Source organism: Mucilaginibacter arboris, from assembly GCF_009754915.1.
Taxonomy (GTDB): Bacteria; Bacteroidota; Bacteroidia; order Sphingobacteriales; family Sphingobacteriaceae; genus Mucilaginibacter_A; species Mucilaginibacter_A arboris.
Genome location: NZ_WPIK01000013.1, coordinates 1 through 15,150, shown reverse-complemented (window position 1 = coordinate 15,150; position 15,150 = coordinate 1). Strand labels below are relative to the sequence as shown.

Annotated in this window: 17 protein-coding genes and 1 tRNA gene; 4 read left to right on the top strand and 14 right to left on the bottom strand. The window is 35.7% G+C overall.

Going from position 1 to position 15,150, the window contains the following annotated elements:
• The first annotated feature begins 5 nt into the window (after positions 1-5).
• Both GO621_RS14200 and GO621_RS14195 read left to right on the top strand, forming a co-directional pair.
• Positions 6-1,058, top strand: a complete 1,053-nt coding sequence (locus GO621_RS14200) for a quinone-dependent dihydroorotate dehydrogenase (RefSeq protein WP_157568178.1) — start codon at positions 6-8, stop codon at positions 1,056-1,058.
• A 73-nt stretch (positions 1,059-1,131) separates the two neighbouring features.
• Positions 1,132-1,350 (top strand): hypothetical protein, encoded by a 219-nt coding sequence (locus GO621_RS14195; RefSeq protein WP_157568176.1) that lies wholly within the window; start codon positions 1,132-1,134, stop codon positions 1,348-1,350.
• Between the two features lie 409 nt (positions 1,351-1,759).
• Here the strand turns inward: GO621_RS14195 and GO621_RS14190 are convergent, their stop codons facing one another.
• The 3 genes from GO621_RS14190 to GO621_RS14180 all read right to left on the bottom strand — a co-directional run bounded on the left by GO621_RS14190 (position 1,760) and on the right by GO621_RS14180 (position 2,832).
• Positions 1,760-1,933: a spore protein gene (locus GO621_RS14190; RefSeq protein WP_157568174.1), complete on the bottom strand. Its 174-nt coding sequence runs from the start codon at positions 1,931-1,933 to the stop codon at positions 1,760-1,762.
• Between the two features lie 28 nt (positions 1,934-1,961).
• Positions 1,962-2,032, bottom strand: a tRNA-Cys gene (locus GO621_RS14185).
• A 47-nt stretch (positions 2,033-2,079) separates the two neighbouring features.
• Positions 2,080-2,832 (bottom strand): TrmH family RNA methyltransferase, encoded by a 753-nt coding sequence (locus GO621_RS14180; RefSeq protein WP_157568172.1) that lies wholly within the window; start codon positions 2,830-2,832, stop codon positions 2,080-2,082.
• On the opposite strand from GO621_RS14180, the gene tamL reads away from it, so the two are divergent.
• Positions 2,823-5,183, top strand: a complete 2,361-nt coding sequence (tamL, locus tag GO621_RS14175) for a translocation and assembly module lipoprotein TamL (RefSeq protein WP_157568170.1) — start codon at positions 2,823-2,825, stop codon at positions 5,181-5,183. The two genes, GO621_RS14180 and tamL, sit on opposite strands and share 10 nt — an antisense overlap.
• Here the strand turns inward: tamL and GO621_RS14170 are convergent.
• The gene (locus tag GO621_RS14170; RefSeq protein ID WP_157568168.1) at positions 5,180-5,938 is read right to left on the bottom strand and encodes a hypothetical protein; all 759 of its coding nucleotides are present in this window, start codon (positions 5,936-5,938) and stop codon (positions 5,180-5,182) included. The genes tamL and GO621_RS14170 overlap by 4 nt on opposite strands.
• On the opposite strand from GO621_RS14170, the gene GO621_RS14165 reads away from it, so the two are divergent.
• Positions 5,938-6,897: a YihY/virulence factor BrkB family protein gene (locus GO621_RS14165; protein WP_157568166.1), complete on the top strand. Its 960-nt coding sequence runs from the start codon at positions 5,938-5,940 to the stop codon at positions 6,895-6,897. The genes GO621_RS14170 and GO621_RS14165 overlap by 1 nt on opposite strands.
• Positions 6,898-7,034: 137 nt before the next feature.
• On the opposite strand, the gene GO621_RS14160 is transcribed toward GO621_RS14165, so the two are convergent.
• From GO621_RS14160 to GO621_RS19115, 10 genes are all read right to left on the bottom strand, one after another.
• A complete protein-coding gene (locus GO621_RS14160) occupies positions 7,035-8,183 on the bottom strand; it encodes an FAD-dependent oxidoreductase (RefSeq protein WP_157568164.1) in 1,149 nt (382 codons plus the stop codon).
• A 572-nt stretch (positions 8,184-8,755) separates the two neighbouring features.
• Complete coding sequence (locus tag GO621_RS14155; protein ID WP_157568162.1) at positions 8,756-8,983, bottom strand: helix-turn-helix domain-containing protein; 228 nt, start codon at positions 8,981-8,983, stop codon at positions 8,756-8,758.
• A gap of 3 nt (positions 8,984-8,986) precedes the next feature.
• Entirely contained in the window at positions 8,987-9,466 is a 480-nt protein-coding gene (locus GO621_RS14150) for a DUF2975 domain-containing protein (protein WP_157568160.1), read from the bottom strand.
• 338 nt (positions 9,467-9,804) lie between these two features.
• Positions 9,805-10,383: a hypothetical protein gene (locus GO621_RS14145; RefSeq protein ID WP_157568158.1), complete on the bottom strand. Its 579-nt coding sequence runs from the start codon at positions 10,381-10,383 to the stop codon at positions 9,805-9,807.
• Positions 10,384-10,647: 264 nt separating this feature from the next.
• Entirely contained in the window at positions 10,648-11,031 is a 384-nt protein-coding gene (locus tag GO621_RS14140) for a DUF5991 domain-containing protein (RefSeq protein ID WP_157568156.1), read from the bottom strand.
• 688 nt (positions 11,032-11,719) lie between these two features.
• Positions 11,720-12,139, bottom strand: coding sequence for a putative toxin-antitoxin system toxin component, PIN family (locus tag GO621_RS14135; RefSeq protein WP_157568154.1), 420 nt, complete (start codon positions 12,137-12,139; stop codon positions 11,720-11,722).
• Positions 12,120-12,350 (bottom strand): type II toxin-antitoxin system VapB15 family antitoxin, encoded by a 231-nt coding sequence (gene vap15, locus GO621_RS14130; protein ID WP_157568152.1) that lies wholly within the window; start codon positions 12,348-12,350, stop codon positions 12,120-12,122. The genes GO621_RS14135 and vap15 overlap by 20 nt, the downstream gene beginning before the upstream one ends.
• 1,138 nt (positions 12,351-13,488) lie before the next feature.
• Positions 13,489-13,782, bottom strand: coding sequence for a hypothetical protein (locus tag GO621_RS14125; protein WP_157568150.1), 294 nt, complete (start codon positions 13,780-13,782; stop codon positions 13,489-13,491).
• Positions 13,783-14,016: 234 nt separating this feature from the next.
• Positions 14,017-14,826, bottom strand: a complete 810-nt coding sequence (locus GO621_RS14120; protein ID WP_157568148.1) for a hypothetical protein — start codon at positions 14,824-14,826, stop codon at positions 14,017-14,019.
• Positions 14,827-14,967: 141 nt separating this feature from the next.
• A partial coding sequence (locus GO621_RS19115; RefSeq protein WP_232335664.1) for a hypothetical protein occupies positions 14,968-15,150 on the bottom strand: 183 nt, incomplete at its 5' end.

The following is a 15,150-nucleotide window of genomic DNA, read 5'->3' as shown; positions in this document are numbered from 1 at the left end:
AAAATATGTACAAACTTGTCCGTCCGCTTTTCTTTCAATTCGATCCCGAAAAAATACATCATTTCGTAACTAAAAGTTTAAAACGGTTTAACCGTTTTCAGATTGGTTCAAAAATAAGCCGTGCTGTTTTTACCATAGAAAACCCAATATTAGCAAGAGAAGTTTTTGGGCTGAAATTTAAAAATCCGGTTGGACTGGCGGCAGGTTTCGATAAGAACGGAGAACTGATGGGCGAAATGGCCAATCTTGGTTTTGGTTTCGTAGAAGTTGGAACGGTAACGCCTTTACCGCAACCAGGCAATCCGAAACCAAGAATGTTCCGGTTAAAAGAAGATGAAGCGCTAATTAACCGCATGGGTTTTAATAATTTAGGGGTTGATGTAGTAGCAGAAAGAATTAGAAGATACAGGCAGCACGCACTTCGCACCTCTCACCTCTCACCTCTCACCTCGCACCTAATTATCGGTGGCAACATCGGCAAAAATAAAAACACGCCTAATGAAGATGCTGTAAGCGATTACATCAAATGCTTTGACCGTTTATTTGATGTAGTAGATTATTTTGTGGTGAATGTAAGTTCGCCCAACACACCTGGTTTACGTGCTTTGCAGGAAAAAGGACCGCTAAAAGAACTATTGCAAACCTTGCAGCAGCGAAACCAGAAGAATGATAGTTCCCGGCCAATACTGCTTAAAATTGCGCCAGATTTAACGAATGAACAATTAAACGATATTATCGAAATTGTAAAAGAAAGTGGTATTGCCGGCGTAATTGCAACCAACACAACAATTAGCCGCGAAGGCTTAATTTCAGCAAAAAATAAAAATGAAATTGGCGGATTAAGCGGTAAACCATTAACCAAACGATCAACAGAAGTGATCCGTTATTTATCAGAAAAATCAGGAAAAGCTTTCCCGATTATTGGTGTTGGCGGAATCCATTCTTCAAAAGATGCGTTAGAAAAACTGGAAGCTGGTGCATCGTTGGTTCAATTGTACACGGGTTTTATTTATGAAGGACCGGGGTTAATTAAAAGGATTAATCAAAGTTTGCTTTAAACGTTGGTATATTATATAAACCTTTCTCAAGTTTATAAAGGTTTAAGTAGTATATTTGATAAACATTAATTGTATGGCAATTACAAAAGAAGAAGATAATAACTTAAATGTTATATCTAACACTTTGTCAGGAACTACTGGCGGTGCTTTATTAGGTTCGAGTTTTGGAATAGTTGGAAGCTTAGTTGGAGGAATAATCGGAGGAGCTGTTACTGGATATTCGGCTTATAGTATTAGAAACAAAAAAAGAGGTGGTACAAAGAGCATTAATTCAAGAAGGTACAGACATTAATTGTGGAGTTCTTATTTAAAACATCTGCAATAGTCATTTTTGGTGTTATTATTACAATAATTTACGTAATAATACTTGTTGCTAATAAACGAACAAGAGAAATTGATCTTCTCCAATTAGGTAGCGTTTTCTTTTCTTCATCTTCAATTATAGGAGGATTAAAGTTGATTTATACAACATTTAATTTATTAAACAACAACAGTATTGAAAGTGAAAAAATGTATACTATTTATGGTGGTTTCTGTGTAATTTATATCTCTGTTAGCTCTTTGTATAAAAAAGTAAAATCTAATTAGTTTATATTAAGATTTAAGCTTAAAAGTTCAACTTACTTTAAGTGAAAGCACTAAAAAAATCCTGTTTGCAAAAAAGCAAACAGGATTCATACAGATTGACCGGTAAAAGAAGCTTATTTACCTAAAGCAACACGGATAGCTTCGTTATTTTTAACCAACTGGCTTTTTTTAGGTTCTACAGAACGGGAACCAAGTTCCAGGTTAGTAGCTAATTTTAAATGCTGTACTTCCAAACGGGAGGTAGTTTTATTTTTTCTATCTTTTCTTTTTAAACGCGTAACACCCATGATCTTTGTTTTTAATATTTTCCTTCTGAGGTCGGGAGCGGATTCGAACCGCTGTAAAAGGTTTTGCAGACCTCTGCCTAGCCACTCGGCCACCCGACCTTATTTTCAGCCTGCAAAAATAGTAAAATTATATTGCCGGTCAACCTTTATTTTAACCTGTTTCTGCTAATTTCGTTACAGAAAATAGCGGCAGCAATGGCAACGTTTAAAGATTCTGCCTTTCCTGATTGCGGTATTGTAATATTTTTTTGGACCAGTTGCTGTATTTCTGGCCGGATGCCCTTTCCTTCGTTGCCTAAAACGATTAGTCCTTCTGTTCCAAAATCAGTTTGATAAATATTTTCACCATTTAACATCGCACCAAAAACAGGTAAAGTATTTTTTGCCAGTAAAAGAAGCATGTTGGTGTAATGAACAGCAATCCGCGAAAGCGAACCCATCGTTGCCTGTACCACTTTCGGGTTATAAACATCAACCGTATCTTCAGAACAAATAATGTTAGAGATACCAAACCAGTCTGCCGTACGGATGATCGTCCCTAAATTTCCAGGGTCTTGCACACCATCCAGCAGCAGCGTAAATTTTCCGGCCAATTGTTGTGTTTTTAATTCGGGAAGTCCCGGAACTTCAACCACAGCAATTACTTCCTGCGGCGTGTTTAAACTGCTGATTTTTTCCAGTTCGGCAGCAGAAACTTCCTGAAACTTTATATTACCCGAAACTTTCAGCATTTTTGGTTCCGAAAGTGGTGTATGATATACTGTTTTTATCGTATAAAAATCTGATTGCAAAAAATCAGTAACAGATTTCAGCCCTTCAACCAGAAATAAACCATGTTCTTTTCTGTGTTTTTTTTGTTGTAGTGATTTTAAAAAAGAGATCTGAGATTTTGAAACCATACGTGTACGCTAAACTATATTCTTTTACAATTTTAAGTATTTTAAGCTTGATTATGGTTTCGGGCTGTAGCTTAACCAGGCGTTTAAAAGATAACCAGGCATTGGTGCGCAAAATAACGGTAAAAGGCATTAGCGAAGAGTTTGCCGAACCGGCCAAAAATTATGTAGATAAGCAGCAGCAGCCAAATAGCGCGGTAAACCTACAGTTTTATTACCTTTTTAGCAGGAATGGAAAAAAAGCAATAGGCGAGCCGCCTTCTATTTTAGATAGTGACCTGGTTGAGTTTTCGAGGTTGCAAATCCAGAAATTTATACAGAACAAAGGGTTTTTAAATGCTAAGGTTGCTGATGAAATTAAAGTAAAAAATAAAAAAGCCGAACTTATTTTTACCGTTACGCCTGGTACTATGTTTAAGGTAAGAAAATACCGCGACAGTATTGCCGACCCGAAACTTGCCAATTTGTATCACTCCAATAAAAACCTGCTTACACATATAAAAGCAACAAGGCGTTATGATGAAGACAGTTTGGCTTACGACCGTGAACAGTTTTACCTGTTGATGAAACGCAATGGCTATTTTGATTTTTACAGGCAATACGTCAGTTTTTCTGTTGATACGGCTTTAGCAAAAGGTTTGGTAGATGTGCAGTTAGTGGTAGATAATCCTGCAAATAAAAAAGAACACATTCAATATAAAATAAATAATACGCTGATTGCTGTTGCCAGAAGTACCGGCCGAGAACGAGGTAAAGCTGATACTTTGCATTTAGATTCGCAATTTCGATTTGTAGATTTTTCGGGCAAGTTTAAGCCTAAAACCATTACCAATTATATTTTTCAGAAAAAAGGACAGATATATAATATTGATAACCAAACCTTAACTACTACGCGTTTATCAGAATTAAATGTTTTCAGGAATGTGCCCAGCCCAACTTACGAAAAAACGCCTGACAGCACCAATCGATTAAACACGCAGATTGAATTGATCCCGCTAAAAAAAATGTCTAACCGGGTAGAAGGTGAGTTTATTTTCAATAACGGCCGGTATGGGTTCAATCTTGCTAACACTTACACTAACCGTAATGTGTTTGGCGGTGCCGAAATTTTACAGGTTAAATTTAATTACAGCATTTTATATGATAACGCGCAGGAGCAGGCAGCAATATCAAACGGCATCCAGAACCAGGATTTCCGTGTCGGTGCAAATCTTATTTATCCCGGTATTATTTCTCCTTTCGGTATACCTACCTTGGGCCGCTACGGCATCCCTCATACTACTTTTGCTTCCAATTACTCGTATTTTTATCAGGAAGGCTTGGTTGCACGTAAAAGCATCATCAATTCCATTACGTATGATTGGGCAGAAAATAACCGCAGGCTGCATTCTTTTACACCGATAAACATTGAGTTTTCTTCCGGAAAAATTAATCCGCAAGCGCAGCAGGATTTGCTTGCACAAAACCGGTACTCCTATATTTATCTCATCGGCCGTACTATTTTTACAGCCGGCAGCCAATACACCTACTCCCGCAATTACAGTTTGTTAACCAGTTACCAAAACTTTGTTTTTTTTAGGGGAAGTGTAGATGTAGGCGGAAATACGCTTGCTTTGGTAAGCAGATTAACGGGTGCTAAAAAAGATTCGTTAGGGCAGCGTACTATTTTAGGCCAGGCTTTTTCGCAATATATGAAAGGTGAGGCCGATCTGCGCTTTTACAAAAGTTTGGGCGGAGAAAAGCAGTTTATTTTAAGGGTCAACCCTGGCATTGGCGTTCCTTACGGCAACAGCAACCAGTTGGTTTTTGAGAAAAATTTTTATGTTGGCGGCGCTAATGATATGCGTGCCTGGTTACCACGCACACTTGGCCCCGGCAGCTTTAACCGCGCTACTTTTTATGCAGATAATACACAGCGTGCCCGTTTTAAGTACCTGGACCAGTTCGGGGAAATCAAAATTGTTATCAATACAGAATATCGTTATAAAATTGCCGACGACTTTTTTGGCTCTAAATTAAAAGGAGCTGTTTTTAGCGATATTGGAAACGTGTGGCGGTTAAAAGACCAGCCATTGGAAAACCCTGGCGGACAGTTTACCCTGGCAACTTTGCCAAAAACAACCGCTATTGGCGTTGGTACAGGTATCCGGCTTGATTTAGGGTTCTTTGTTTTTCGTTTGGATGCTGGACTAAAATTTAAAGACCCGCAATTTAGCGGAAGCAACCAATGGGTTTTAGTTAACCATTTAGGCGAGTTGTTTTATTCCGGCCCGTTTAAAAATGATTATTACCAGAACAACGGCGAAAAGTACAGCTTTATGCAGTTAAATTTCGGGATCGGGATGCCGTTCTAAAAAAGATGTTTCAGGCCATCAAAAATGGTTTCAAAAAAAGTTCCCAAACTTAACCCGCCGTGGTAATTAAAGTAGCTGAACAAGCAAAAAATAACAAAGGCAATAATGATGAACCGCTTAAACATATAGCCTAATAAAATCAGGATAATAGGTATAGCTACCAATAATTTCCAGCTAATTTTGTAAGGGTCGAGCTTAGAATCATGTTTGTAAATATAAAACAAGCGGCCATGAGAACCAAAATCGTCCTGGTGTTTTAAATATAAAAAGCTTGATTTTTCTAATTTATGGTGATAAAATGCTGTTCCGTTTTCAAACCGTAGTTCTTCCCGGAAACCGTTAACGGTAAAATTGAAAAGGCCGTTAATGTTTTCCAGAACGTTTCCTGCTGAATCACAGGCAACCACCGCTATTTCATCTTTTGCAAAAGGGTTTTCTTTCAGGATAAACTGGTCCAGGTGTATTTCTGCTGCTTCGGCAAAGCCAAAAAATACTAAAAACAACAACAGGCAAAATGCTTTTTTTATCATCATAAAATCTATATCAACTTTACCATCATTTAAAATTCCGCTGGCAATACTGCTTTTATACACATTTTTACCTGGTAAAAACAGTATTGCCTTTGCGTTTAAAGTTAATACTTTATTAGAATTTGAGTAAACAATATGCAGCAGCTTGTAGTTATCAGAATAAAATATTAGTGCCGGAGGTTTAATCTGGTTATTATAAGTTAATAGGGTTAACAGGTTTATCAATGAAAAAATACTTCACAAAAGAAGCATTTAAAAACGGCTTCACGTTGCTAAAGGGCGCATTTAATGGTTTTTTGGATGATAAAGCTTTAAAACTAAGTGCTTCGCTTGCTTATTACACCGTATTTTCTTTAGCACCGTTACTGTTGCTGATGATTTCTCTCGCTGGTGCATTTTTTGGTAACGATGCCATTAATAACAAGGTTTTTGAGGAAATAAATGGTTTGGTTGGCAACCAGGCAGCCAAACAAATCCAGGACATGATTAAAAGTGTGAGCCTGTCTGGTAAAACAACAAGTGCAGTAATTATTGGCGGTATTACATTGCTGTTGGGTGCAACAAGTGTTTTTAGCGAAATTCAAGATTCCATTAACATGATCTGGAAGGTAAAAGCCAAACCAAAACGTGGCTGGTTAAAGCTGGTTCAAGATCGTTTGCTGTCTTCTTCGTTAATTGTAGCCTTGGGTTTTTTACTGATCGTTTCGCTGGTAATTAACGGAATGGTATTGGCTTTAAGTGATATATTAAAAAGGTTTCTTCCTGATATAACCGTAATATTTGTTAATATTCTTAACGTGGCTGTCAGTTTTATTGTTATTAGCGTTCTTTTCGGTGTAATATTTAAAGTTTTGCCTGATGTTAAAATTCGTTGGAAAGATGTACGTTCCGGTGCTTTGTTTACTGCTGTTTTATTTATGATTGGCCGTTTTGCAATTGGCCTTTACATTACCACTACCGGAACAGGTTCTACTTACGGTGCAGCAGGTTCGCTTATCGTAATATTGGTTTGGGTGTATTACACTGCTGCTATTTTATATTTCGGTGCCGAGTTTACACAAGTTTATGCTGAATTTAAAGGCGTTAAAATTGAACCCGCGGATTTTGCAGTACATGTACAACAAACAGAAATAGAACGTGATGTAGCTGTTTTACCACCTACAAATAAAATTGAAAAAAGTTAGGTTTGCTTTATGTTAAGTTAAAGGTTGGTTTTATTTAGCTGACGATAAGAACTAAAGCTGACAGTAACACAAAAGTCGGAAATATATTCTTGCCCGCCAACTGCCACTAAACCGTTTGTTGCCTGCCGTTTTTTCTGTTAGAGCTCTGGATTGATAAGTTTTTGAAACGAAAAATTGGGGTTACGCATTTCTATCTCATTCTCACTTGTTTCAAGTTGAGCGTCTGTTGCATAAACAAACATTTTTTGTTCATAATCATCAATAGCACTTTGCAGGGTTTCAAATTCTCCGTTCGTAAGATTGTCAGACAAAATCAAAGCATCTATTAGTCCGATGTTTACACCCTGTCCTGCAAAAGGCGGCATTAAATGGGCTGTATCTCCAATTAGCGTTATTGGCAATGGGCGATTGCTCTTCCAAGGTTTGTCCAAGGGCAATTTTCTTGTTGGCAGGCCAACAAAAAATGATGTTGAACGAATTAATTGTTTGTATTGTTCATTCCATTTTGAAAGCCTGTTTAAAAGGAACTCAATAACGCTGTTGGTATTTTGAAAGTCTAATCCATTATCATTAATCCATTCTTCGGGTTTTCTGAAAATTATGCCGTAGGTTAATGCTCCATTGTTGTAAGGGTTTGCAACTAATAAATTGCCTCGATGTGCGGTCATTAGTCTGTTACCGTTGCATAACCGATAAAATTCAGAACAGTTTATTTCGGGTTGATAAATGTCGCCTTGTATAATAAAAGTGCCTGTGTCTTCCACTTCTCTGTCTGTAACAAAGTTTCTTGCTTTGGACATTCCGCCATTTGCTACGATAACAAGATCTGCGGTAGCACTCAGGTTATTTTCAAAATGCAAAAACCATTTTCCGTTTTGTTCTTCAAGCCCTATAAATTTTCTGTCCCAAACTACTGTACCGCTTTTTAAACTGTCAAGCAACATTTTTCTTAAAGCGTTTCTGTTTATCTCTGGATTGTCATACTGATTTTCAGGCGTAGGCGTTCTGGTGGACAAAATGTTACCTTGTTCGTCAGCAAAATTTATTCCCATAGGTAAAGCCAAGTCATAATAAGTTTGTAATAACCCTGCCTTTTTCATCGCTTCTTGTCCTGAACTTTTATGAAGGTCAAGTGTCCCGCCCCAAATTCTTGCCTGCGGGTCTGTGTCTCTTTCGTAAACAGTTAGGTCTATGTTGTTTTGCTGTAATAATCTTGCCATTGTTAGTCCAACCGGCCCCGCACCGATAATGGCTACTTTTCTGTTGTTTAGTAAATTGTTACTCATAATTCTGTCTGTTTGTTGCTGTTTGCACTGTCGTTCGTAAAATGGTGCCCAACGGTAGGATATTGCCTAAATGGCGATTTTTAGCACAAAAGCCCCATAGAAGTACATCTGTTGAATTTTGTACAAATGCTTCATAGAAGCATAATACTATGTTATTGTCCAGTGCTTCTTTCCCGGTTTGTTGTTTAGTCGTGTGGATTAATGGATACTGTAATGAAAGCCAAGATATTAGTCTTTGAAAAATTTCGGTCGTATAAATTACCATTGTATTCATATTTCACTAAAAAAATCTCATAAACTATCCATAAACAGAGTTATGGGAATTAAATTTTTTGTGCTTTTTGATCCTTGAAGTCATGTACGATGTCTCGTTAGCCTGATAGCTAACGTTGGCGGCTTGGCGAAGGACTGGAAATTGAAATTCTTCCGCCCAAAACCAAAGTTAAATTATTGTTTAATTGTTGATGCTTCTTTTACCGGCTAAATTTTATTCCTTCCACTGGAACTGAAGCAAAATAGCAGAAATAAAAGTAGATGTTTAAATCGTCAGCCAGTTTTTTGCCAAACCAAGGTTAGCGGTTTGTTGTTCTTTTTTCGTCATTTACATATTCCAAAATGTCACCTGTTTGGCAGTCTAATGCTTTACAAATTGCGTTTAAAGTGCTAAAACGAATTGCTTTCGCCTTCCCCGTCTTTAAGATAGAAAGGTTAGATAAAGTCAAATCAACTCTTTCAGAAAGTTCATTCAGCGAAATTTTTCGCTTTGCCATCATCACGTCTAAGTTTACAATAATTGGCATAGCTTAAATTGTTAAGTCATTTTCAGATTTCATATCTATGGCATTTTGCAATATTTTTTCAAATATTGCCGCAGCAGTTGCAACTACGATAGAAACAAAAGTAGTCACGGTACAAATGGCAAGAAAACCCGCAGGGTCGTCCTCTTTATTATGGAACAGCCTTATGTATAGTCCTGCCGTCACAATTAAAATACTTAATGCAATTGCACAATACTTTATACTCTTTAAAGTCCTAACCGAGTTTGATGAGAATACTTTATTTTGTCCGATATATCCAAGTAATTTGAACGCCTTGTACAGGGCAACAAAAAAAGAAATTGATGCTGCATATCCATATAAGATGAACGGATCAGCGTAAATGCTGAACAAGTCTAAGTTTGCGGCTCTTCCCTCGGTTAAGGGAAGCCGGATCAAAATGGCAAGTGCCACAATGCCAATAAGCACGATGACTGCCTGAAGAAATATGATTGAAATTCTTTTCATAATAATTTTAGAATTTTGAAATTACTCAAGCAATATAAATAAATTTTTATTGACAAACAATAAAAAATCATATTTTTAGAAAATTTTGGAAGAGTAAATGCCTCTGTCTTACCAATCTGATTTACAAATTGAGTATTTGAATTGGCAGGCAATTAGGATTAACGGGCTTGTTTACTACAATGACCGGTAACAGAAAAGTGTTTTTGAAGTTGTGGCATTTGAAAAACGTTAGTTTCAATTAACCACTAAAGCAAAATAATGATTTATAGTTGAATGCTTAATGTCCCGCCACAATTTTATAAACACAATGTTGTGCATTCGTGCTATTTTCAGTACGATTAATTATCATTCGCCCATCTATTTATTTCCGCATTATTACTTTCGTCTTCAGAATAAACTTTTACGGTTCCCTCTTCTCTTATACCCGCATATACTATGTCTTTTAAAAAATCAACGACAATAATGAAGTTTGTATTACCGCAATTATGTTGTTGACAACCTGATGCAATAAAGTTGTTGTTACTGATTTTAATCGGGGTCTCTACAACCCAAGTGTCTTTAAAAAACTTATATCTGCTACCTAATAAACTTTTGAGCCTTCGGGTTAAGGCTGAATTATTAAAGAGCTTTACTTCATAAGGATATTTTCCATTTAGCTTTTTCAAATAGTCAAGATTATCAACTTTCTTGTTGTTATTTTGACTTTCTGTAATCGTTGCAGGTTGGTGTGTCTGCTTTAATAAAGGTTTGTCAAGTTCCTTTTCTTTTTGTAATAGTTCGTTCTCTCTTTTCAGTAGTTCCTTTTCTTTTTGTATAAGTTCTGTTTTCTTGCTGTCTATTTCTGATGTGTTATTACATGCGAAAGCAAATAATATCATCAATAAAACAGCTAAAAGTGAAATAAGTAGGTGTTTCATTTTTGTAAATATTCTTCTGTATTGTTAGTTCAGGTGATTTAAAGTATCGAACCGCATGACGCCCAACGGAAAAGGTTTGGTGAAGAACTGGCATTTGAAAAACTTCCGCTGAAACCAAAGCTAAATTAATGTTTAAATGTTGATGCTTCTTTTACCAGCTAAATTTATGTTCCTTCAGCTGGAGCTGAAGCAAAATAGCAAAATAAAAGTCGATGTTTTAATTTGTCCGCCAGTTTTTTGCCAAACCAATGTTGGCGTAGGTTTTTATTTTCTCTTAAACAGAATCTGACCCCCTTTTATTTCCTTGTTGAGTTGACCTTCATCAGTGTATAAAGTATTGTCTTTATAGTAAAGTGTAATGATAGGCAATGCTTTATTCATCCAATTTTCTGGATAGAATGCACCTTCCAATGTTTTGACGAAGTATATTTTAAGAGAATCGTGATCAATCCTTGGCTTGCATTCAACTTTGTAAAATGTTTGAATTCCTTTACCTTCATAAAGGCAATTTCTATCATTATTAACTGTAAGCGTAAAATCTATTACCTCATCAGCTACATAAGCATATTTGCCCCGCCATTTTTCAATCGAGTTGTCGGAACAGGCAAATAGAAGTGGGAGAATTAAAAGATATAAAACTCTTTTCATTTGTCGTTTAAACTTGCACATAACGTTGGCGAAGAACCGGAATTTGAAATCCATCAGCCCAAAACCAAAGTTAAATTAATGTTCAAATGTTGATGCTTCTTTTATCAGCTAAATTTATGTTCCTTCCGCTGAAACTGAAGCAAAATAGAAAAACAAAAGCTGATGTTTAATCCGTCAGCCAGTTTTTTGCCAAACCAATGTTATGTGTAGCTTAATTTTTTACCGTCAAATCAGACTTTGAATTTTTGCAAATTAGTCCGCAAAACCAAACTTTGCCGGCAATATTAAACTTGGAATTTCCAAGTCGAACGTTTTATTTGCACAAAAATCGTCAACATTTTTTTTATAAACTTTGCTTTTTTTGATTTTAAATAAGTCAGCAAGCAATGCTGTTTTTATCAGGTAAAATTAGTCACTGAAATAGTCCGCCAAAATAAATCTGCTAAAAACAGCATGGTAAAAAAGTCAGCGAAATTGAAAGTCGAATTTAAAACTGTAAAAGTTCGGCGAGCAGTTCAGTCAGCGTTTTGCAGGTCTTAAGTTACACAGAACGGAAAAGGCTTGGCGAAGAACTGATATTTGAAACCCGTCAGCCGAAACCAGAACTAAAGATAAAAGGAAATCCAAAAGTTCAATTACTTCCGTCGGCCAGTTTTTTGCCAAACCAATGTTGGGCGTAGGCTTTTTATTATTTGCTTAATTCTTTTTCAAAATTAGCAGGTGTTAAAATTGTAGCTGATTTGAATGGGTTATGAACCAAAAGATCTTTGTCACCAGTAACTAAATAATCTGCTTTTGAAAAGTCTATCAAGTCCAATAAAAAATTATCTTTTGGATCGCGATTTATTAGATGTGTAGGTTTTATCTCTACCAACTCTGCGATAGTTTCTAAAAGTTCCAGTAATTCAACTACGCTTTCCTGCGGAAAGTATTTTTTCAACCGTTCCCTGCCTGTAACTTCTTTTATTTCATTTAAAAGTTGTTCTGTAGTTACTATAGTGATTTGTGAACTTGCAATATACTTTTTAATTGAAGATAAACGTTTGCCAACGAGAAAACTAATCCAAACATTTGTGTCAAAAATAACCCTAATGTTTTTGGCTGTCATAAATTTGTTTTCTTACAATTTCTACTTCTTCGTTTATAATGTCTAAACTTAGGTCTGTAGTTCGAAAGGTTCTTAAAAGTTCTGATAACTTAGTTTCAATACCTTCTTTTTCCAACTCTTTGGTCAACATAATTTTTTCTTGTTTGGGTAGTTGTTTAACCAAAGCAAGAACTTGATCAAAGGTTAAGTCAACTTCTAATGCAGTTCTCATTTTTTATTCTTTTTTCAAATTTACACAAAATGTTTAGGATTACGGTCGTTCGAAGCTTACGCCTAACGGAAAAGGCTTGGCGAAGAACTGATATTTGAAACCCGTCAGCCAAAACCAAAGTTAAATTAATATTCAAAAGCTGATGCTTCTTTTACCAGCTAAATTTCTGTTCCGTCCGCCGAAACTGAAGCAAAATAGCAAGATAAAAGCTGAATTGTAAACTGTCAGCCACTTTTTTGCCAAACCCATGTTAGCCGCTTTTTGTGTTTTTGCTTTTTTGGGACAAAAAAATCTTTAGCAAACTTTCTCGGGCGAAAACACAAATTGCGGTTAACGTTCAAGGCTTGGCGAAGAACTGGAATTTGGAACTCGTCCGCCAAAACTAATGTTAAATTTATAACAAAATGTTGATGCTTCTTTTACCAGTAAATTTTATTCCTTCTGCCGAAACTGAAGCAAAATAGCAAAACAAAAGTTGATATTTATTCCGTCAGCCAGTTTTTTACCAAACCAATGTTGTGTGCTGCCCTGTATTTATTATGATTGCTAAAGTAAAAAGTTCAATATTTGATTTTTTAATAAATATACTGGAACAACTATTAATCCGGTCAGTAAGTAAGATTTTGCATGAGCCAATTTATAGGTCGTGATATTTATAAAAAGTTTTACAAGAATAAAACTTAATACTACAATCAGAGCAAACCAATTAGCAATGAATATACTAACTGGTGAACTTTGAATACGCTCTGAGTCGCCTCCTTCACCAAAATAAATCCAATAAATCAGTGGAATAATCATATAAAGTAAAAAGCATGTTAAAATAGAAATGAAAAGAACTAATAAAAAATGAGAAACTATCGTTTTTGACTTAAATATATTAGTGAATGTTTGCATTTTGGTCGTGTCGTTTGGGTTGCACACAACGGAAAGGGCTTGGCGAAGAACTGGAATTTAAAGTTCCTTTCGCTTAAACCAAAGTTAAATTAATATTCAAAGGCCAGAGCTTCTTTTACCAGCTAAATGTTGTTCCTTCCGCCGAAACAGAAGCAAAATAGCGAAATAAAAGCTGAAGTTTAATTCGTCCGCCAGTTTTTTGCCAAACCAATGTTAGGTGCCGTATTACAGGTAAATCCATAAGTCAAATAGGGTCAGTATACAAGATTATTGTTGATCCATGTCTTATAGCGTTATCATAATGTTCTTTATTTTTTATATTGACTTTTGTGAAGTCTAACTTTCCAGCTTTAGTAAATTCAATTTTATTTAGTCCACTCTCTCGAATAATTTTTTTAGCTTCAATCGTGTTGTAATCAGAATCTTTTGGTTGTCTTAGATAAAATAAAATTGCATGTCTTTCACCAATTGGATAATTTGATTTAGACTTTTTTGTGATGCAAGCAGATCCTAAAAATAAGTGTATTTCATTATCCATTTAGTCATTTGTTGAATGCGTTCGAGTATGGCACCTAACGGAAAAGGCTTGAAGAAGAACTGGAATTCAATATCCTTCAGCCCAAAACCAAAGTTAAATTTATAATCAAATGTTGATGCTTCTTTTACCAGCTAAATTTTGTTCCTTCAGCCGAAACTGAAGCAAAATAGCAAAACCGAAGTTGATGTTTAATTCGTCCGCCAGTTTTTTGCCAAACCAATGTTGGGCGATGTGTTATTTGGCTTTGTAAAGGTCTATTTTTTTTGTTTCTGGATTAATTTTTACGTAGCCGCCCCTTATCGTAACTAAAACATTTTGTTTATCTAGCACTATAACTGAAGTTGGATAAAGCCCATACCAAAATAAATTGTCAAAAATTGTCTTTATGTTCAAGCTTTTATCAATTACATAAAATCCTTTACTGCATGCTATGTAAATCAAATTTCCATCTATGCACATAGCAGAAGGGGCATCTTGAAGACTTAAGGATTTAGAAATAAAAAAAGAGTCAGCATTATACTTAAGTGAGTAAAGATTTCCAAAGTTTAGACCCATATGCGCTAAACCGCCCAAAAAGTAAATTGAATCGTTAAATCTAAAAACAAATTGGACATTTCCACTTTCAAGAAGTTTACAATCTTTAATGACTTTAGTAATTGGATTACGTTCTGGAACCATTAGACCACCGCGCCACTTTGGCTGAATATCCTTTCCATTTTTTCCATTAACAAAAAATAATTTAGTTGAGTCTTTTTGTCTGTAATATAATCCACCTCCAAACTCACCCATATTTACGCCGATTAAATTCCCACTAGGAATCTCGTATTCTGTAAACGGAACATATTTATATTTTGAAATTTTTATTTTGCCTAATTCTAATGAAAAAACAAATTCCTTGTCTGTTGAATGATTAAAATCAAACCATTCTTTGCTATTAATTTCAGGAATTTTGCATTCTTCAAAGTCATTTAGTGAATAACTTTGGCTGAAGCACAAAGTGATGCTAAATAGAAATGTCAATAAAAAAAGCGTTATTAGTTTCATCTTAGGTATTTAGAGATTTTGCATATCGCCCAACGGAAAAGGCTTGGCGAAGAACTGGAAATAGAATTCCTTCTGCCCAAACCAAAGTTAAATTAATATTCAATTGTTGATGCTTCTTTTACCAGCTAAATTTCTGTTCCTTCAGCCGAAACTAAAGCAAAATAGCAAAACAAAAGCTGAATTGTAACCTGTCAGCCAGTTTTTTGCCGAACCCATGTTAGCCGCTTTTGTGTTTTTGCTTTTTTGGGACAAAAAAATCTTTAGCAAACTTTCTCGGGCAAAAACACAAATTGCCGCTAACGGAAAAGGCTTGGCGAAGAACTG